General features: G+C 26.8%; 18 protein-coding genes. 10 read left to right on the forward strand and 8 right to left on the reverse strand.

Going from position 1 to position 21,536, the window contains the following annotated elements; all coding sequences use genetic code 11:
- Nucleotides 1-4: 4 nt before the first annotated feature.
- From APAC_RS03035 to APAC_RS03050, 4 genes are read right to left on the reverse strand one after another with little or no spacing between them, the layout of a single operon-like run.
- Entirely contained in the window at nt 5-3,103 is a 3,099-nt protein-coding gene (locus APAC_RS03035) for an efflux RND transporter permease subunit (protein WP_130232710.1), read from the reverse strand.
- Nucleotides 3,104-3,106: 3 nt separating this feature from the next.
- Entirely contained in the window at nt 3,107-5,326 is a 2,220-nt protein-coding gene (locus tag APAC_RS03040) for a bifunctional diguanylate cyclase/phosphodiesterase (RefSeq protein ID WP_130232711.1), read from the reverse strand.
- Nucleotides 5,327-5,340: 14 nt separating this feature from the next.
- On the reverse strand, nt 5,341-5,982 hold the full coding sequence (locus tag APAC_RS03045) for a transglutaminase-like cysteine peptidase (RefSeq protein WP_130232712.1): 642 nt from the start codon (nt 5,980-5,982) through the stop codon (nt 5,341-5,343).
- Between the two features lie 34 nt (nt 5,983-6,016).
- On the reverse strand, nt 6,017-7,330 hold the full coding sequence (locus APAC_RS03050) for an MFS transporter (protein WP_130232713.1): 1,314 nt from the start codon (nt 7,328-7,330) through the stop codon (nt 6,017-6,019).
- Between the two features lie 76 nt (nt 7,331-7,406).
- Between APAC_RS03050 and APAC_RS03055 the strand changes: the two genes are divergently transcribed.
- On the forward strand, nt 7,407-8,006 hold the full coding sequence (locus APAC_RS03055) for a non-canonical purine NTP pyrophosphatase (RefSeq protein ID WP_130232714.1): 600 nt from the start codon (nt 7,407-7,409) through the stop codon (nt 8,004-8,006).
- Here APAC_RS03055 and APAC_RS03060 read toward each other — a convergent pair.
- From APAC_RS03060 to APAC_RS03075, 4 genes are read right to left on the reverse strand one after another with little or no spacing between them, the layout of a single operon-like run.
- Complete coding sequence (locus APAC_RS03060) at nt 7,999-8,310, reverse strand: hypothetical protein (protein WP_130232715.1); 312 nt, start codon at nt 8,308-8,310, stop codon at nt 7,999-8,001. The genes APAC_RS03055 and APAC_RS03060 overlap by 8 nt on opposite strands.
- Before the next feature lies 1 nt (nt 8,311).
- The gene (locus APAC_RS03065) at nt 8,312-8,647 is read right to left on the reverse strand and encodes a hypothetical protein (protein ID WP_130232716.1); all 336 of its coding nucleotides are present in this window, start codon (nt 8,645-8,647) and stop codon (nt 8,312-8,314) included.
- Nucleotides 8,637-8,924: a hypothetical protein gene (locus APAC_RS03070; protein ID WP_130232717.1), complete on the reverse strand. Its 288-nt coding sequence runs from the start codon at nt 8,922-8,924 to the stop codon at nt 8,637-8,639. Before APAC_RS03070 ends, APAC_RS03065 begins: the two co-directional genes overlap by 11 nt.
- Entirely contained in the window at nt 8,911-9,675 is a 765-nt protein-coding gene (locus APAC_RS03075) for a pyrroline-5-carboxylate reductase (RefSeq protein WP_130232718.1), read from the reverse strand. Before APAC_RS03075 ends, APAC_RS03070 begins: the two co-directional genes overlap by 14 nt.
- Before the next feature lie 105 nt (nt 9,676-9,780).
- Between APAC_RS03075 and APAC_RS03080 the strand changes: the two genes are divergently transcribed.
- From APAC_RS03080 to APAC_RS03120, 9 genes are all read left to right on the forward strand, one after another.
- The gene (locus APAC_RS03080) at nt 9,781-10,437 is read left to right on the forward strand and encodes an outer membrane protein assembly factor BamD (RefSeq protein ID WP_130232719.1); all 657 of its coding nucleotides are present in this window, start codon (nt 9,781-9,783) and stop codon (nt 10,435-10,437) included.
- Nucleotides 10,438-10,467: 30 nt separating this feature from the next.
- Complete coding sequence (gene lon / locus APAC_RS03085) at nt 10,468-12,888, forward strand: endopeptidase La (RefSeq protein ID WP_130232720.1); 2,421 nt, start codon at nt 10,468-10,470, stop codon at nt 12,886-12,888.
- 11 nt (nt 12,889-12,899) lie between these two features.
- A complete protein-coding gene (locus tag APAC_RS03090) occupies nt 12,900-13,472 on the forward strand; it encodes a hypothetical protein (protein WP_150131736.1) in 573 nt (190 codons plus the stop codon).
- Nucleotides 13,456-13,998 carry a rhomboid family intramembrane serine protease gene (locus APAC_RS03095; RefSeq protein ID WP_130232722.1) on the forward strand — a complete coding sequence of 181 codons (543 nt, stop codon included), beginning with the start codon at nt 13,456-13,458 and terminating at the stop codon, nt 13,996-13,998. The genes APAC_RS03090 and APAC_RS03095 overlap by 17 nt, the downstream gene beginning before the upstream one ends.
- Before the next feature lie 78 nt (nt 13,999-14,076).
- Nucleotides 14,077-14,484, forward strand: coding sequence for a DoxX family protein (locus APAC_RS03100; RefSeq protein WP_130232723.1), 408 nt, complete (start codon nt 14,077-14,079; stop codon nt 14,482-14,484).
- A gap of 330 nt (nt 14,485-14,814) precedes the next feature.
- Nucleotides 14,815-18,138: a response regulator gene (locus APAC_RS03105; RefSeq protein ID WP_170170097.1), complete on the forward strand. Its 3,324-nt coding sequence runs from the start codon at nt 14,815-14,817 to the stop codon at nt 18,136-18,138.
- A gap of 14 nt (nt 18,139-18,152) precedes the next feature.
- A complete protein-coding gene (locus APAC_RS03110) occupies nt 18,153-18,692 on the forward strand; it encodes a heme NO-binding domain-containing protein (protein ID WP_130232724.1) in 540 nt (179 codons plus the stop codon).
- Between the two features lie 4 nt (nt 18,693-18,696).
- Nucleotides 18,697-20,019, forward strand: coding sequence for an ATP-binding protein (locus APAC_RS03115; protein WP_130232725.1), 1,323 nt, complete (start codon nt 18,697-18,699; stop codon nt 20,017-20,019).
- Nucleotides 20,020-20,076: 57 nt separating this feature from the next.
- Nucleotides 20,077-21,354: a Y-family DNA polymerase gene (locus APAC_RS03120; protein WP_130232726.1), complete on the forward strand. Its 1,278-nt coding sequence runs from the start codon at nt 20,077-20,079 to the stop codon at nt 21,352-21,354.
- Nucleotides 21,355-21,536 lie beyond the last annotated feature (182 nt).

Below are 21,536 nucleotides of genomic sequence, written 5' to 3' on the forward strand. Positions count from 1 at the left end.
ATAGTTATTTTTTAACTATATCTTTTCTTAATTTGTGAGTTAACGTAAATAATACTGGAAGATAAATTAGATTTAAAATCGTTCCCCATGCTAATCCAAAACCAAGGGCGATACCAATTGGTTGGAAAATAACAGCTTGTCCTGATGGGAAGAAAATCAGTGTACTCATACCAATAAGTGTTGTTACTGTTGTAATAATAATTGGTCTAAACCTTTTAGTTGCTCTTTGGAAAATTTCTTCTAGTGTTTTTGCTTTTTTAAGATAAGTCATCATAATAATACCATCATTAATAACAACCCCCGCAAGTCCAAGTGCTCCAATCATTGAAGGCATAGATAAATTAAGACCCATAATTTGATGTCCAATTAGAACGCCAAGTAAAGAGAAAGGAATTACACTCATTACAATAAATGTCTCTCTAAATGAGTTAAATAAATAAAGCATTGAAAGCATGATAAGTACTAAAGCCAGAGCTGTTGCTAAAAGCATATCTCTTTTTAATTCAGCTTTTTTCTCAGCTTCACCCTTAAATTTAAAACTTACACCATTTTCTTTTAATTTTTCAATAGTTTTTTGAAGTCTTTGTTCTGCTTCAGTGGCTGTTAGAACATCTGGATTAACATTTGCAAATACATAGAAATTTTTAATTCCATCATCTTTAATTAGCTGTTCAAAGGCTCTAATAGAGTTTAAATCAACTACATTTTGTAGACTTACAAAGCTTCCATCATTTAGAGGAATTTTTGTATTTTTAAAGCTTTCAAAATCATCTTTATCTTTTGATTTGATTTTAATATCAAGCATCTCTTTATCATCAAAAGAGACTGCTTTTTTCTTTGATAAATAAAGATTTGATAGATAATTTCCAATAAATGCTTCACTTAGTCCTAATTGCTCACCATAAGCATTTACTTTTAATTTTATCTCATCAATTCCAAATTTTAATGAATTTGATGCAGATTTAACTCCATTCATTTGTGATAGTTCATTTGTTAGAAGTTCAACAGCTTGAATTGCTTTTTGATTATCTGCTGTTATAACACCAATTTTTATATCTGATTTAATTGGGCCTACTTTTCTTTCTAATACTGCAATCTCTTCAAGATTATATTGAGTTTTATAATCTCTTTTTTCTAAATATTTTTTTAACTTACTTGCAATTTCTTGAGATTTTAACTCTCTAGTTCTACCATCTTCATCATAATAAAAACTTAGAGTTGGGGTTACAAATTTATCAACAAAATTTGAAGGTTTATTTTTCATTAACTCAATAGTCATATACATAGCATAAGGGAAGTTTTCTGTGTTATCTCCTAAATCTTTTCTATATCCAGCAATTGAGTTGATATTTCTTATATAAAACTCATCTTTATTTTTTAAGATATCTGCTTCAATTCCTTTTACAATCTCAAATGCCTCTTCTAAAGTTGTATTAGCATTAGCTTTTAGTGTAATTTTTATATTTGTTGAGTCAAATTTAGGGAACATTTGAAATCTTGATTCTTTTATAAAATAAAAAGTTAAAAAAGGAACTAATATCACAAATAAAACTATAAATGTCTTTTTAAAATGCATAAAGAAATGAATGATTTTATTGTAAATAGCATTTGCTTTTTCCCACGATGTAACTTTTGCTTTATTTTTAAGTGTATGGGCTGCATGAATTGGTAAAAATATAAAAGATTCAATTAATGAAGCGACAACAAGGGCACTTAATGCAATAGGAATAAGCTTCATAACCTCACCCATAGTTCCACTAATCATTAAAATTGGTAAGAATGAGAATAAAGTAGTAAGTGAAGCAATTGTAACAGGTTGAACCATCTCCTTTGCACCCATTAGTGCAGCCTCTTTAGGAGGATACCCCTCTTCTATATGTTGTTGAATATTTTCACTAACTACAATTGCATCATCAACTACAATACCAATTGCTATTAAAACTCCAACTAATGAAATCATATTAATTGTATATCCAGATAAGTACATATAAACAGCTGCAATTACAAAAGAAGTTGGAATACCAACTGCAATAATTAAAGACATTCTTCCATTAATTAAAATTGCTACTAAAATAGTAATCATTATAATTCCAAATAGAATATTTGAAGTTACGATATTTAATCTATCTACAATTCTCTCAGAGTTATCATCAGATATCTCTATATTTATATCTGGGTTTTCTTTTGCAATTTTTGGTAGAAGTTTTTTAATTCCTTCAACTATTTTTATAGCATCTGCACTACTTGCTTGAACAACTTGAAGTGAAATAGAATTTTTCCCATTTAATGAGTACATAGTAGAAGAGTCTTCATACTTCTTACTTATCTTTGCAATATCTTTTACATATACATTTGTATTTGATATTCTAAGTAAAGTATTTCCAAAATCAACTGCATTTTTAGCCCCATTATATGTAGAAATATAGTAGTGTTTCTTTGGATCTTCAATTTTTCCTATTGGAAAAATATATGAAATAGTTGAGATTGCATCAAAAACTTGGGATTTATTTAATCCCAAAGCATCAATCTTTTTATCATCAAGTAAAACTTCAAAATATTTATCTGAATCTCCAAAAACATTAATCTCATTTATTCCACTAATATTTAAAAATTGACTTTTTATTTTATCAGCAAGTGGTTTTAAGTCATCAAGATTTAATTTTTCACTTGTAATTGCAATATCAACTAATGTTCTTGTTCTATCTAAAGTTTTAACAGTTGGTTCATCCATATCGCTTGGAAGATTTGATTTTGTTAAAGCAATAATATCTTTGATTTTATCACTTTCTTGATACTTATCAAATCCTTTTTTTAATTCTAAAACAATAGAAAAACGTCCCGGACTTATGATTGTAGTCATAGTATCAACAGAGTCTACATTTTTTAAATTATCCTCTATCTCTGTAACTGCCATTTTATCTAAGATATCAACTGAAGCACCTGTATATGAGCCTTTTATTGATATCATATCTAATTCAAAACTTGGAAAAATCTCTTTTGGTGTTTTTGTATATGACCAAATACCTATTGCAAAAATCAGTACAAATAAAGTATAGTTAACCCTAGAGTTATCTATAAAAAACTTTAATAATTTCTCAAACATTTACTACCTACTTGAACCATCAAGGTTATATTCTTTTATTATTTCAAAATCGCAATCTTCTTTTACATTTTCTGCATATACTTTGATATTTAGTAAGTTTGCTAAATCTTGGATGGATTCTACAAAGCTTTGTTTTGCTAAATCAGTTGCAATTCCATTTGTATAATCTCTTGCTAATCTTATACTATCAAGATTAATGTTTTTTAAACAATCAAGTGCAATAAACTTAGTTTCAAATCTTTTCATAATTACTTTAGCGCCACATTTATGAATTTCATCAACAAAGAATTTAAATTTTTCTATATCTTTTGCTACGGCGTATGCAGTTACAGAAAATACTAATTGATTAGAAATATCTTTATGTTTTAAAATAGTTTTTTCAAGCCAAGCAATAAATGCAGTATTATTAATAGATTCTAATGAAAGATTAATTGAAATTTCATGTTTTATATTGTTTATTAAAATATGATTTATTACTTTTGTAATTACTTTTTGATCAAACTCAATAATTTTTTCATATTTTTCTGCAATTGAAACAAAAGTACCAATAGGGATATCTTTATTTTCATCATCTTTAATTGAAGTAAATGCTTCTTGCATAAGAAGTTTAGTTGAGTCACATAATGAGTAGCAATCTCCAATATATCTCACATCAAATTTGGAATTATCAATAATATCAAATACTAAATCTTTCCATTGAGTCATTGTTCTTGATTGGCTACTCTCTTTACAGATAAATGCCTCGTTTGAACCAATTAAAGTAGCTTTTTCATAAGATTCAGTTGCACTTTGAAGTAATTCAGGTATTGTACAAAATGGTGTGATTTTAGAAGCTCCAATATGCATAATATCTTTTTTATTACAAGCATATGAAAATTTGTTTATTTGATTTTGGAGTAATTTGATAAATTTTACTATGTCTTCATCATTAAAATTCTTTGCAATAATTGCAAATTCAGATCCAAAAAATCTATAAACTTTACTCTCTTTGTTTTTATCTTCAAGTTGAGTCTCTTTTAAAATATTAGCAAATGCTTTTATGTACTCATTTATCTCTTTATTTGTATGAGATTTTGCAAAACTTGATAGTTCAAAGAGTCTGATAATTAGTACATAACCCTCAAGTTTATTTATAAATAGATCTTTCATATCTGTTTCAAAGTTTTGTTTTAAAGGAAGAGAAGTTAATTCATCTTTTGATAATTTCTTTGTTATTTTAGATAGATTTCTATTTAATTTATCAATCATATTTTCAATTTTTAGACTCATATCATTAAATGCTATTGAAACAGCTTTTATTTCAGTAGTAAAAGGTAATTCTTCAATTTGAGTGAATTTACCTTGTGCAATATTATTTGCAAGTTTTTCAAGTTTTTTTAATGGTTTTAATAAATATTGTACAAAAACAAATAATATAGCAATTGAAATAAGAAAGGCTATAAAAGAATATATAGTTGCTGTTTTTACTTGATTATAAAGTTTTGCATATGCTTCACCTGCATTAGCACTTACATAAATAACAGCTGTTTTTTGCCAGCCATCATTTATTTCACTATATTGTTCTGGAAGACTTAAGGATATTAAATTTATAAACCAACTTGGTACATAGTCAAATTTTTCATCTCTTTTTACTTGAACTAATATTTTATCTATATTTAAAATTACTGTAGAATCAACCTTTAATCCTTTTTCATTAGTTGCTCTAAAAGAAAAAGGTATTTCTCCACCATTTATATATTTTTCTGATGGAATAAAACTATAAGTACTTTCATCTATTTCACTTACAGGTTCTTCATGATAATCTGGATTTTCAAGGGCTAAAAGTTCTTGGTTCATCTCTAAATCACTAGTAATCTTTTCTATTTTACCATATTCATTAGGAGTTTTTAAATTTGAGATTTTCCAAATAGAATTGTCTAAATCATTTGAGGCAATAATTAAATCACTCTCACTAAATGTAAATAGAGAGTTTTCTAGTCTTATCTCTTTATAAAATCCACTATTAGCAATTGATTTTATTATAGTTTCGATTTCGGGGTTTGTTTTATCTTTAATAATATTCTTTAAACTCATTCCTAAAGAAGTTGCTGTATCTTGTGCTTTTGTGATTGATTCACTAACTAAATACTCTTTAGTGTTTTTAATACTTATTAAAAAATTACCTGCAAAAATCATAAAAAATATTATCGAAATGATAATATAAAGCTGTTTTGATAAAGACATTATTAATTCCTTTTTTAAAATCTACTCATAAGGTCTTTCCAAGACCTAAGATTATTACTTCCAACTTTTACAGAACCTCTATTTTTAGCTTGCCAAAGTCCTGTTGCATTAAAACTATATACTGGTTTTAAATCTGGTCTTTTTGTTGCTAATTTTAGTGTTTTGTTAATATTATCTAAAACAACAGGAGTTGCACCTGGTTTATGATAATAAGTTAATACCATATGAGCTTGTTCATACTTAGAGTTTGTGCGTTTATATGTAACATATGTGATACGCAATTTTTCATCAGGCACTCCAAGCTCTCGTAAGCTAAAATATTTTGCAATAGCATAATCTTCACAATCACCAGCTCCTGTTCCCATAAATTCAAATGGTGTAGCCCAATAATCTTTTTTCTTCCAATGGGATAAATCTGATTTATATTTAATTTTATTAAAAAAATCATTTACATTTTTTAGTTTATTTAGAATTTTTTCGTTTTTAGAAGACTCCATCATAGAATCCCAAAGTTCAACTCTTATTTTAGCACTAGAGCCATATTTTTTTTCAATTTTAGAGAGTTTTTCAGAAGTTAAAGTAAAGTTACTAGATGCAACTATTCCAATGGTAATAACAGAGATGATAAGAATTGATTTTAGTAAGACTTTATTCAAACCATCTCTCCTAATTTTTATTGTTTATTATTTATTATTTTAACAAACTCTTTATTTCATCTTCACTAATTTTATCACCATCATATTTAATAGCGATTACATTTTCAGTATTATTTAAATACCACTCATCAATAGCCTCATTTGAAGATAGATTAACACTATTTTCTAAATGATACTCTTCAAGTGATAAGTAAACAAATTTTTTCTTAGCTGGATTTGGCATAGTAAAAATTAAAATTGCCCATAAAATACAAATTATAGCAATTGTAATAACTAATGTAGACATTGATACATCTTGGTAAAATGCTCCACCAATTAAACCACCTAAGAATGTACCTAAATAACCAAATGAGTTAAAGAAACCTAATACTAATCCTCTTTGGTGAACTTTTGCAAATTTTGTAGCAAGTGATTGCATAATTGGTTCGTGCATATTAAAACCTATGAAGAAAATTGCTACACCAATAATGAAAGCTGTACTTCCTGTACTAAATCCAATAATTAAATATGAAATTGCAAAAAGTGCAATACCAATAATTAAAATCTCTTTGAATTTTCCTTTTTTCTCAGCTAATATAGCAGCTGGAGCCATAGCAAGAAAACCTAAAATCATAGCCGGTAGATAAACTTTCCAAAGCTCTGTCATATCCCACTCGTATGCTTTTGTTAGAGTAATTGGAATAATCATAAATGCAAATGTCATTAAACCCTTTTGTAAAAAGTTTGTGATATTCATTTTAATTAGATTTGTATTCCCTAAAACTTGTCCAAAATCAGGTTTTGCGTTGTATGTGTGAGTAATCTTTGGTGGATTTGGAACTTTTTTAAGAATAATAAAAATTGAAGCCAATGCTAAAACCATAGTAATAACAAATAAAGATTCAACTCCTAAATAAGCACCTACAAGTGGTCCTGCTAACATTGAAACAGCAAATGAAATACCAATAAACATTCCCATCATAGCCATAGCTTTTGGTCTTTGCTCTTCTTTAACTAAGTCACTAATAGTTGCAGTTACAACTGCCCCAATAGCTCCAGCACCTTGCAGTAATCTACCAAGCATAAGTGTGTAAATATCTGTTGAAAGTGCACAAATTAATGAACCAATAGCAAAAATAATAAGTCCTGTAACAATAGTACCTTTTCTTCCTAATTTATCACTCATAATTCCAAAAGGAACTTGGAATATCATTTGAGTTAATGCATATCCTCCAACAACGATCCCTACAAGTGTTGGTGTTGCTCCTTGTAAATTTAATGCATAAACTGATATCACTGGTAAAACTAAAAATAAACCTAAAAATCTAAGCGCAATAATTAAACTTAGAGGTAAAACTGATTTAATCATTTATAATCCTAAACATAATATAATTTGTCGAGATTATAGTTAAAAAATAGTTAAGTATGGCTTGAAAAGGATATAAGTGAAAATAATTTTAGCAACAGGTAATAAAGGCAAAATTGAAGAGTTTAAAAAATTAATGCCTAATGATGAGGTAATCGCTTTTAAGGAACTTTTAGGAGATATTGAAGTTGTTGAAGATAAAGATAGCTTTCAAGGAAATGCAGTAAAAAAAGCTGTTGAAATCTATGATGAATTAATTAAAAATGGTTATAAAGATATTGTAGTAATTTCAGATGATAGTGGATTAACAGTGCCAGCTTTAAATAATGAACCTGGAATTTATTCTGCTAGATATGCAGGTGAGAATGCTAGTGATTTAGAAAATAATAAAAAATTAATTTCTAAATTAAATGAGAAAAAATTGACAAAAACACCTGCTTTTTATACTGCTTGCATAGCAATTGTTTATAAAGGACACCCTTATAGTGTTCATGGTTGGATGAATGGAAATGTAATAAATGAGCAAAGAGGAGATGGAGGTTTTGGATATGACCCAATGTTTATAGCTAATGGTTTTGATAAAACTTTAGGAGAACTTGGATATGAAATAAAAAAAGATTTTTCTCATAGAACAAAAGCATTGAATTTAGCTAAAAAAGTTTTAGATGTAATTATTTAGCTAATTCTTCATAAATAGATATATTATGTGATTTAGCTTTCACATAAATATCTATTTTATCTTCATTAACACTTGCAAATATATCAAAAACATTATCATCAATTTTTATTGTGTTTATGTTTGTCAAATCCTTAGTTTTTAAATACTCTTTAAAAAAACTCATGTGATTTTTTGCTTGTATGTATAAATATTGGTTTTGAATATTTTTTATTTGTATAGATTTTGTTTGCATAATATAAATAAGTAAATATGAAAATAAAGAAACTAACAAAAGTGTGATTAAAAGAGTAAATGATTTTTTCATCTTAAAAACTCCATTTTTGTTTTATTGTATTATCTAAATTTATTTCTATAAAAATTATGTTATCCACAATATTTAAATTAAAGTTTTTTATATTTTCCAATAATAAATTATTATCAAAATATAAATTACTATTTTTATAGCTAAGTTTGGAGATATCTTTTTTATGTTTTTGTAAAAATACTTTAGTACTTAATAAATTTGTTTTTTTAACTTCTAATTCATAAGCTTTTTTATTTGTTTCTAATAACTCTTTTGAGTAAGCTAGGGAGTAGATAATTACTAATGAACTTATAATTATGGATAATATTATTTCAAAAAGAGTAAAACTATTTTTCATATTTTAATATCTTTATATCTTCATTTTCAAAAACATATTTTTTGACAGTCAAAAACTCAACTTCTGTGTCGTTTATTGTAATTTTTAAGTTTTTTGAAGATTTTTGTAATCCAGAGTAGTCTTTAATATCAAATTTATTTTCTATAGAGTTTAAAAGCATAAAGTTTTGATGATTTGTTTGGTCATAGTAAGATGAGTTTAAAAACCCACTTACTATTAAAATTAGTAATGTAATACTTAGAAGTGTTTCAAAAAGAGTAAAACTATTTTTTTCCAAGCTCTTGTGCTTTATTATATGTTTGCTCTATTGTATCCATCATAGCATTTCTCACACCATTTTTTTCTAAGACACCATAGCCAACTGCTGTTGTTCCACCTGGACTCATAACTGAATCTTTAATAAGTGCAGGATGTTGTGTTTCAAGTAAAGTTGAAGTACCAGTAAATAATCCTTGAACAAGTTTTGAGCTTAAATCTCTTGGAAGTCCAGCTCTAACAGCCCCATCAGTTAACCCTTCTGCAATTAAAGCTAAAAATGCAGGTCCACTTCCAGCTACTGCTGTTGCAATATCAAGTTGCTTTTCACTCTCTAACCAAAGTGTTTGGCCAATTGATGTAAAAATTTCTAATGCTTCATTTTTAACCTCTTCATCCCCTGTTAAAGTTGTCATTGATTTTAGAACTGATGCAGCCACATTTGGCATTGTTCTAACATAATATTTAGCTTCGATATGCTTTTTTAAAGAATCCAAAGTAGTTCCAGCTAAAATTGAAAATAGTATATTTGCTTTTCCACTAAGTCTTGCAGATACAGTTTGAAGTACATATGGCTTTACACAAAAAAGTATATTTTTCCCTGTGATATCTTCAACATCATCTAATTCTTTTATAGAAATTTGAGGAATTGTTTTTTGAACTTCTTTTAATTTATTTATATTCCTTCCTATTATTTCTACTTCATGGTTGGCAACTAGTCCTTTTGCTAAAGATTGAGCCATAGTACCATTTCCAATTAAAGTTAGTTTCATTTAGTAACCTTTTTTATTATGATAATAATTATTTTTTATGATTATAGCAAATAAAACATAAGCTACAATTAGCTAAAATATTTTTTTTTTACAAAGGATGTTTTTATGAATAAAGTCTTTAAGTTTAGAGATATACTATTGGTTGTTTGTGCAGCACTATTTTTTACAGCGTGTTCAAGTAAAAATGAAATTCAAGAGTATAATAAACCAGCAATGTATTGGTACAACAAAATGTTAACACAAATATCAACTGGTGATTTGGATTCTGCTGATGATACATACACATCACTAGAAAGTGAGCATAGAAATTCTCCTTTTATTCCAACATCTTTATTAATTTTGGTTAATGCTCATATGGATGAGGAAGAGTATGCATTAGCAAATTTTTATTTAGATGAATATATTAAAAGATTTGGATTAAGTAAAAATATTGACTATGTTAGATATTTGAAAATCAAAGCAAACTTTTTAGGGTTTAAATATCAAAATAGAGACCAAGAATTAATTGAAAATACAATAGTTGAAATTAATGAATTTAAAGCAAAATATAAAACTTCTCCATATATGCCTTTAGTTGATACTATTAATGCAAGACTTTATATGGCTAAGGCAGCTATGGATAAAGAAATAGCAGATTTATACGAAAGAACAGGTAAAGAAAAAGCTTCAGAAATTTACAATGAAAAAGTAAAACAATCATGGGTTAATCCAAATGAGATTGTAGAAGTTGATGTTCCTTGGTATAGATCAATTTTTGAATAAATATAAACAATTTTTAGGAGTGTAAGATAGATGGAATTAGAAAATTATGATGAATTTCCTCAAACAATACCATTAATAATAGAGGATGAAATATTTTTATATCCTTTTATGATTGCTCCGCTTTTTTTAAGTAATCAAGAAAATATAAAAGCAGTGGAGTATGCAATGGAACACAACACTTTAGTTGTGGTTGCAGTGTCAAAACAAGGGAAAGAAGATAAAAGAGAAGAAGACTCTTTCTATGATGTGGGAGTTATTGGAAATATTATGAGAAAAGTATCTTTACCTGATGGTAAAATAAAAGTACTTTTTCAAGGATTAGCTAAAGGTAGAATAAATGATTTTGCAATTGAACAACCACTATTTGCAAAAGTTGACATTTTAGAAAATGAAGTATCAAGTGATGAATCTATCAAATCTGTAATTGATGTATTAATTGAAAATGTAAAAAAACTTTCAAAATTAAATACAAAGTTTCCAGCAGATTTAATTAAGACAATTGAAGAGAATGATGATGCAACAAGAATTGCAGATTTAATATCATCAGTTTTAAAAGTTAAAAAAGATGAAGCTTATAAACTATTTTCTCAAACAAGTGTTGAGCAAAGACTTTTAGATATTATTGAAGTAATTAAAAAAGAGATTGAGTCTTTTAAAATTCAAAAAGAGATTACTCAAAAAGTAAATTCTAAAATTGAAAAAACTCATAAAGATTACTTCTTAAAAGAGCAAATTAAAGCTATTCAAAAAGAGCTTGGTGCTGATAATCAAAAAGATGAAGAGATTAAGTCGTACAAAAAGAGACTTAAAAAAATCAAGAAGTTTATGGATAAAGAAGGGTACAAAGAGACTAAAAAACAAATTGAAAAATTAAGTAGAATGAACCCAGATTCTCCTGATGCATCATTACTTCAAACTTATGTTGAACAAGTTTTAGATATACCATTTGGACAATATGCTGATGAAAAAATCTCAGTAGCTGCTGTAGAAGAGCAATTAAATAAAGATCACTACTCTTTAAAAAAACCAAAAGAGAGAATTTCAGAATACTTTGCAGTTAAACAGATGTTAGAGCAAAGAAATTTAGAAGATTTAAAATCAAAAGGGACTGTTTTATGTTTTGTAGGACCTCCTGGTGTTGGTAAAACTTCACTTGCTAACTCTATTTCAAAAGCCTTACAAAGACCGCTAGTTAGAGTTGCTCTTGGTGGTATGGAAGATGTAAATGAATTAAGAGGTCATAGAAGAACATATGTTGGAGCGATGCCTGGACGACTTGTAAAAGGATTAATCGATGCTAAAAAGATGAATCCTGTAATGGTTTTAGATGAAATTGATAAACTTGGAGCAAACCACAGAGGTGACCCAACAGCTGTTATGTTAGAGATTTTAGACCCTGAGCAAAATCATGAGTTTAGAGATTTATATTTAAATTTCCCAATTGATTTATCTCAAATTATATTTGTATCAACAGCAAATGATGTAAGAAGAATTCCAGCACCCCTAAGAGATAGAATGGAGTTTATTGAAATCTCTTCTTATACACCAAATGAGAAGTATCATATTGCTAAAGATTATTTAATTCCTCAAGAGTTAGAAAAACATGGATTAAAGAGAAGTGAAGTTGCTTTAAGTAAAACTACTATTGATTTAATCATCTCTAAATATACAAGAGAAGCAGGAGTTAGAAATCTAAGACGTGTGTTTGCAAAACTATTTAGAAAAGTTGTAAGACAAATCTTAATGGATGATTCTATTAAAAAAGTATCAATAAATACTAAAAATATCAAAGAGTATTTAGATAATCCAATATTTGAAATTGACCCAGCTGATAAGAAAAACTCTATTGGTATTGCAAATGGATTAGCATGGACTTCAGTTGGTGGAGATGTTTTAAAAACTGAAGCTATTAAGTTAAAAGGTAAGGGTATTTTATCTGTAACTGGTAATCTTGGTGAAGTTATGAAAGAGTCTTCAAGAATCTCTTACTCTGTTGTAAAAGTTTTAATTGATAATGGAGCATTATTAATTGATAATGAAATTATTCCAAAGTTTCCAAAAGAGGAAGAAGAAAAAATTATAGTTAATCCAAGTGAAGTTTATAAAAGATATGATATTCACTTACATATTCCAGAAGGTGCAACTCCAAAAGATGGTCCAAGTGCAGGTATTACTATGGCTTTAACTATTGCTTCAGTTTTAAGCGAAAAAGCTATTAAATCTGATGTTGCAATGACTGGTGAGTTAACACTATCTGGAAAAGTTTTACCAATTGGTGGATTAAAAGAGAAGTTAATTGCTGCATATAAAGCAAAAATGAAAAAAGCATTAATTCCTAGAAAGAACTTTGAAAGAGATTTAGATGAAATTCCTGATGAGGTTAAAGATGCTATGGAAATTAAGCCTGTTGACGTTATCGAAGATGTATTAAAAGAGGCATTAGTTCTGTAATGAGAAGAGGAATGAGGCAGAGTTTAATAGTAAACAACTTTTTTACTCTTGCTTCGATAATTATAATCTCAGTTACAATTACTTTATATACAAAGTATTTTTCTGACCCTGAACCTACAAAAGAGATTGTCACGCCACTTGCTTGTCAAGATGAAAGCTTTTTTACATTAAAAGTATTTAATCAAAAACTCTTAAATGAATCAATGAAAGCTTTAAACAAAGGTTTTTATAAACTTGATGGTGGATATATAAAAGCTCAATATTCTGATAGTATTATTGAGGAGTTTATAAAACTTGATGAAGTTAATAATTACTACATAAAAGCTATCTCAAAATCTCCAAAAGATGATATATCAAAATATCTAACAATAAATTATGAATTGATTGAAAATGATAGAAAAGACCCAAATAAAAAATCAAAGGATTGTAAACTTTGTAGTGGTTCAATCCAAACCTCTTTTAGAGCAGGAAATGTTGAGATATTTAGGTATTACACTGATTTTTTAATTTTTAATAAAAAAGAGATAGAATCAAGAATAGATTGTACAATAAAGGTATACAAAAATCATGTTAAGAAACTTTAGAACAACAAATAATTATACAGCAACAAATGTGCTAGTTGCTATTACAGTGTTGATGTATATTATTCAAATTAATATACCTCAAGGGTCATTATTTTTAGGATTAAATCTATACTTTAGTGTATATGATTTTTGGTGGCAACCTTTAAGCACTATTTTTGCTCACGGTGGAATAGCACACTTGGCTATGAATATGTTTGTTTTATGGCAATTTGGTAATTTAATAGAGAGATATAAGGGAACAAAAGAGTTTTTAGCTTTATATTTTATTTGTGGGATTACCACATCAATTCTTTCTTATGGATATATCTATTATTTAGACCACCAAGTAAATTTAGTAGGAGCATCAGGAGCTATATGTGCACTTTTAGGATATGTAGCATATCTTGATAAGGCTCAAAGAAGTGGGATTATTACTTGGGTTTTATTAATAAGTGTTGCACCCCTACTTATTGGACTTCCTATTGCTTGGTATGCACACTTTATAGGACTAGGGGTGGGTTTTTTATACGCGATTATTAGAAGATAACAAAATAATTTAATATGTTAATCTTTCATTAAAAATATTGGGATAAAATTCATTTTTAAATTTTTAAAAAGGTCGAAAATGAATTTAAATAGTATTTGTACATATACAAATGAAGATTTAGGAAAATTAGTATTAAGATTTGCTGTTGCTATACTAATGTTATTTCATGGAGTAGCAAAACTACAAAGCGGACTTGATGGAATTATTAGTACAGTAGAAAGTAATGGTCTACCAACTTTTGTTGCTTATGGAGTATATTTAGGTGAAATTCTAGCACCAATTATGTTATTAATTGGGTATAGAGTTAAATTAGCTTCTATTTTGATTATTGGAACAATGGGATTTATTCTATTTTTCTATTCTGATAGTATTTTAGCTTTAAATAAATATGGAGCATGGGCTATTGAGTTACAAATGTTTTATATTACAACTTCAATTACAATTTTCTTTTTAGGTGCTGGAAAATATAGTTTAGATAAAAGATAATTGTTACATATTTACTATAATAGTTACAATACTCATTATAATTAAAACAATTGCCATACTTATAAATATATCTTTTAAGGTAACAGTGGGGTTTAATATCCCACAGTATGGACATTGTCTCTTTTTAGCTTCAATTTCTCTTTTACAATTTTTACAAGTAGCTATTTTATATCCTTTTATTTTTTAGATTTTATCAAAAATTGATTTAACACAAGTTATTTTTAATTAATAATAAATATATATTTACAAAAATACTATTTTATAGTAATATAAAAATATTTAAAAGTTAAATACTATATAAAATAATTTTTTAAACTATGTGAGCACAAAATGAAAAACTTATCAATAAAATTAAAACTAATTCTCTTGTTTATTTTAATTAAAATATTACCTTTAATTCTAATCTTAACTATAGTTTACATAGGAATTACAAAACTTCAAACATATATTGAAGAGAGTACAAAATATCAGTTTAATACAAACAAAGAAATTATTTTAAAAACAGCAGATGCATCAATTGAAGATAGTATCAAAAATTTAGATGAAAAATCAAAAGTATCACTAGAGAGGATCTCTTATGAAATAGCAAATAAAGTTGCAGATTTTTTATATGAAAGGGACAGAGATATACTATTTTTATCAAAAATAGATTTAAATGAGAAAATATTAAAAGAGTTTTTTGAAAGTAAAAATAGAGATATTTTAATTCATAATCAATATATGTATAATGATAAAAGCTCTTCTTGGATAAATAGTTTTGACATACAAAAAGAGGAGCGAAAAAATAAAATCTTAGTTTTAAAAGATAATCAAGAGGAGTTTAATTATACAGACCCATTTATTTTTTCAAAGAAAAGTATTCCAATTTATAAAGAGGTAACTTTTTTTGATTTAGTTGGTATGGAAAAATATAAAATATCAAATATAAATAAAGAACTTTTAGATATTTCAAATAGAAAAAATACATATATAAACTCTGAAAACTATTTTAATAGAATTTCTAAACTCAAAAAAGGTGAAATCTACGTTTCAGAAGTTATTGGAGAGTATGTTAGCTCTAAAGTAATTGGAACTTTTACGAAAGAAAAAGCAAAAAAAGCAAATATAGAATTTAAACCTGAAGATCATGCATATGCAGGAAAAGAAAATCCACTAGGTAAAAAATTTGAAGGTATTGTTAGATTTGTTACTCCTGTTTTCAAAGATAATATAAAAGTTGGATATGTCTCTTTAGCACTAGACCATGAACACATTATGCAGTTTACTGATACTTCAAATCCTACTAGTAAAGATGCATTACAAGATATTTCAGATGCAAGTTTAGGTAATTATGCTTTTATGTGGGATAGTGTTGGAAGAAGTATCTCTCACCCAAGAGACTATTTTATTTCTGGATTTAACTCAAAAACTGGAAAAAGAGAGATGCCATGGCTTAGTAAAGATGTAGCTGATAAATTCTATGCTTCAAATTTAGAGATAAATGAATTTTTGAAGAGTTATCCAACTTTTGAAAATCAAACATTAAAGAAAAAACCAAATATAAAACAGCTTAAAGATGATGGTAATATTGGTTTAGATTGTAGATATTTAAATTTTGCTCCTCAATGTGAAGGGTGGATGCAATTAACAGAAAATGGAGGTTATGGTTCTTTTGTAATCTTTTGGAGTGGAGTTTGGAAACTTGTAACAGCTGCTGCTATTCCATATTATACTGGGGATTATGCTAACAGTAAAAGAGGTTTTGGATTTGTTACAATTGGAGCTAATGTAGATGAATTTCATATGGCTGCAAATAATACAAAAAGAAAAGTACAAGAGGTTTTAGAAGAGCAAACAGCTTTAATGAAAGAGAATATAGAAATAAATTCAAAGGAAGTAGAAGATTTTATTGAATTAATTAAAAATGAACTTTTTATAGTAACATTTATCATGATAATATTAGTAATATTTATAGCTATATTAATGTCAAATTTCATAAGTAGTAAAATTAAAAATCTATTAAAAGGTACACATAAATTTTCAAATAATGAGTTTGATTATAAAATAAAAGTAAATAGTAATGATGAAATTGGTGAACTTGAAAACTCTTTTAATTTAATGGCAAAGAAAATTAATCAAAGAACTGATGAATTAAATGAAGCATTGAAAGAAGCAAAAGATGCAAATGAAGCAAAATCAATTTTTCTTGCTAATATGTCCCATGAAATAAGAACACCACTTAATGCTATTATTGGTTTTTCAAAAGTTTTAGTTAATAATAAAAATCTAGATGAAAAAACTATTAAACAAGTAAGTTTAATTGAATCAAGTGCCCATGGTTTGCTTTCTATTATTAATGATATTTTAGATATTTCAAAAATAAAAAGTGGGAATTTTAATATATCAAAAGAGAAAGTTAATCTTTTTAAGTTGAATGAAGAGTTAGTTGAACTATTTTCAAGTAGGGCTTTAGAAAAAAACATTAGGCTCTTTTTCTATATGGATAATAATATTCCTTCATGTGTTTATTGTGATGATATAAGAATAAAACAAGTAATCTCAAATATTTTAAGTAATGCTATTAAATTTACTCAGGATTATGGAAATATTAAATTTAATGTAGAGTTACTTAAAAAAGATGAATTATCTCAAAAAGTTTCTCTTAGATTTGAAATAGAAGACACAGGAATCGGAATTCCAGAAAGTAAGTTAAAAAATATCTTTGAGGCATTTATTCAAGCGGATAATGAAGCAACTAAAAACTATCAAGGAACAGGCTTAGGTTTATCAATTAGTTCTCATATAGTTAATCTATTTGAATCAAAACTTGAAGTTAATAGTGTAGTAGGAGAGGGAACTAAATTTTGGTTTGATTTAAATTTAGATTTTTGTACTAGTAGTGATACATTACAAGAATTAAAAAATGATAATATAAAAAAAGAGACTATTATTGTAAGTGAAAATAATAGTTTTAATGGAAAACTTTTAATAGCAGAAGATAATTTAGCTAACCAAGAATTAATCAAAGCAATTTTAGAAAATATGGAAATAGAGTTTACTATAGTAAACAATGGTCTTGAAGCATTAGAAACATACAAACAAAATAGCTATGATTTAATTTTTATGGATATAAATATGCCTATTATGGATGGGGTTGAGTCTTTTAATAAAATTAGAGAGTATGAATCTAGTATAAATAAAAAACAAACTCCTATTTGTGCCCTAACAGCAAATGCAATAAAAGGAGACAGAGAAAAATTCTTAGAGTTAGGGATGAATGATTATTTAAGCAAACCTATAAATACAAAAGAGTTATTAAGAGTTTTAAATAAGTATTTAGTTTTTACTAAGATTGAAAAAGAGGTTGTTAATAATAAAATAGAAGTGCAGAAGGTTTGTAAAACTTTGAGTGTAAGTGAAAAAATTGCTATTAAGATAATAGAAAAATTTGAAAAAGATATTAAAAAAGATATTTTTGAATTAGAGAAATTTATTGAATCTAATGATGAAGTAAATATTAAAGAAAAAGCTCATTATATAAAAAATTCTTGTTTAAATGTTGCATTAGATGATATTTGTAATTTCTTGCAAGAGTTAGAATCTGAAAAAACAACAACTAGTGAAAAACAGAGTTTATTTAAGAATATTAAAGAGAAATTATCAAATTATTTATAGATAGGAGATAGAGTATGAAAGGTATAGTTTTTACAGAATTAATTGAGTTTGTTGAGGATGCTTTAGGTTTTGACGTAGCTGATAAGATGATAGAAAAAGCAAAGTTAGAAAATGATGGAGCCTTTACTCAAGGTGGTAATTATCCTTTTTCTCAAATGTTAAAATTGCTAGGGGCTTTATCTGAGATTACAGCTAAAAAGCCAAATGAGTTACTTTTTATTTTTGGAAAACATTTATTTAGTGTTTTAGTAAAACTTTATAATAAAGATATACAAAAAGTTGGAGGAGCTTTAGAGTTTATTGATAGTGTAGAACAATTAGTTCATGTGGAAGTAAAAAAGCTTTATCCCGATGTTGATTTACCTACTTTCCAAACAGTTTCTAAAGATGAGAATAGTATGGTATTAGTATATAAATCAGAAAAAAGGTTAGAATCTTTTGCCCATGGTTTGATGATAGCTTGTGGAGAATATTTCAATGAAAATTTAGATATAAGTTATAAAACAATTAGTCAAGAGCCTTATGAGGTTCAATTTAATATAAAGAAAAGTTAAAAAGATGGAAGAGAAAAATCCTTGGCAGGCTCGTTTTGAAAGAGAAAGAAAAGCTAGAAAAGAGAGTGAGAGACTTCTTGAAGAAAAAAGTTTAGAACTTTGGAAAATAAATCAAGACCTTGAAGCTTTAGTTGAGAAAAGAACTAAGTCTTTGCAAAAAGCTTTAGAAAAAGCTAAAAAAGCAGATAAAGTTAAATCAGACTTTTTAGCTAATATGTCTCATGAAATAAGAACACCTTTAAATTCTATTATAGGTTTTTCTCAATTTTTAGTAAATGATAAAACTATAGGTGATAAAAATATTAAAAGTGCATCAATTATCGAATCAAGTGCAAATTCATTATTAACAATAATTAATGATATACTTGATTTTTCTAAAATTGAAAGTGGAAACTTTGATATATCAATGTCACAAACTAATATAAATGAAGTTTGTAATGAAGTAGTTGATTTATTATCAAATAAAATTGAGAAAAAACAACTGAAGTTTGATTATAAATATGATAGTAAAATTCCAAAATATATATTAACAGATGGTTTAAGATTAAAACAAGTTTTACTAAATCTTTTAAGCAATGCTATAAAATTTACCCCAGAATCAAAAAACATTAGTTTTTTTGTTAATTTAGTAGATGAAGACTCTTCAAAGGTTTCAATAGAGTTTGAAGTTAGTGATACTGGAATTGGTATACCAAATGATAAATTACAAACAATTTTTAATCCTTTTATACAACTTGAAAATATTGAAAATAAACATCATACAGGTACAGGTTTAGGTCTAAGTATTTGTAGAAATATCTTAGAAAAATTAGATTCAGAATTTCAAATTAAAAGTAAGATTAATCATGGAACTACTTTTAAATTCATTTTGAATGTAGAAGTTTGCCAGAGTGATAAAGTAGAAATAAAAGAAAAGGAGCAAAAAATTAAAACTGATGAACAGATTATAAAAGGTAAAATCTTAATAGCTGAGGATAATAGTGCAAATCAACAATTAATTGATATTGTGTTTGAAGAACTAGGAGTTGATTATAAACTTGCTATAAATGGCCAAGATGTAATTGATATTTATAAAAAATATCATGAAGATTTTGACTTAATTTTAATGGATATAAATATGCCAATAATGAATGGAATTGAGGCTTTTTATGAGATTAGAGAATATGAAGAGAATCAAAGCTTAAATCCTATTCCAGTAGTTGCTTTAACTGCTAATGCAATAAAAGGAGATAGGGAAAAGTTCATTTCCTTGGGAATGAATGATTATTTAAGTAAGCCAATTAATCTAGATGAATTAGAAAAACTACTACAAAAATATACAAAATAAAATATTTCAATATGTAATAATATTGTAATTTGAGATAAAATAGTGTAAAATAGCTTTATGTTTTTGCACTTAGATTTAGATTGCTTTTTTGTTTCTGCTCATAGAACCTTAGATGATAGTTTGTTTCATATTCCAGTTGCTGTTGGAGGACGAAGTAATCTTAATATATTTTCTTCTAAAAAAGAGGTTAGAAAAATATCTTCTAATAGTGGAGCTTTTGTAAGTACTATTCTTACAAATGAGGGTATGAAAAGCTTCAAAGATTACTTTGTTGATGAGAATGGAAAAATCAGAGGTATTGTAACTACATCTTCTTATGAGGCAAGAGCATATGGAGTTAAAACAGCAATGAGCGTAAATGAGGCATTAAAATTATGTCCTCATTTAAAAATGTTAGCACCAAACTATCCTTTATACCATGACTTATCAAATAAATTAAAAGAATTACTAATAAAAGAAATACCACTTGTAGAACAGTTTTCAATCGATGAATTTTTTGGAGATGTTACTGGATATATTGATGAGGATGAGATTGTAGAGTTTGCTTATAAGCTAAAGAGAAAAATACAAAAAGAGTTAAAACTGCCTGTTTCAATAGGAATAGCTAATACAAAGTATCTTTCCAAACTTATCACAGAATATGCAAAACCAGATGGTGTTAAGTATGTGAGTCGTGACCATATTGCAAATTTTATAAAAAATATCCCAATTGAAGAGTTCCCTGGTATTGGAAAAGGTTTTCAATCAAGATTAAAAGGATATGGAATACGAACACTTGGTGATGTGAAAAATAATCAAAAGCTTTTTTATTCATGGAAAAAACCAGGTATTGATTTATATAACCGTATTTGTGGAATAAGGGATAATAAGCTTACTACTTTTAGAGAAAAAAAATCTATAGGAATAGGGCGAACCTTTGATGTATTATATGATAGAGAAGAGTTAAGAAGAAGGGTAATTATTCTTTCTAGGTATCTTTGTTTTTTAGTTAAAAAAGCAAATGTAAATCCACTAAGTTATCATATAAAGATAAAATATGAATCAAGAATAAAATCAAAAAATTATATAAATGTAAATACAATTTTTAATGAACTTGATTTTAAAAAACATATGGCAAAGCTTTTTGAAGAAAATGATAACCATCCAAGTCATGGAGTAGTTCAGCTTATGATTAGTGTTACCAATTTTGCAAAAATAAATGAATATACCTATAATCTCTTTGAATATGAAGATAATCTAAAAAAAAGAGAGTTAACAAATCAGCTTCAAAAAGTTAGGGCAAAATATGGGGTAGATGTGATAAAGTCATTGAGTGAAATTAAAAATGATGATTAGAATTTAGTTTTATTAATAAATAGTTTTTTTTAGTTATTATTGCACAAAGAAAAAGCCTTTTTATAAAGGATAACTTAAAGAGGAAGTAGTTTTAAAAATAGACAATAATTTATTAACAATATATTTTAAAAGAACATAGCAAGTATTTTTACTTGCTAATGTTTGATTTTTGAAGTACTTGT

Source organism: Malaciobacter pacificus (genome assembly GCF_004214795.1).
GTDB lineage: Bacteria > Campylobacterota > Campylobacteria > Campylobacterales > Arcobacteraceae > Malaciobacter_A > Malaciobacter_A pacificus.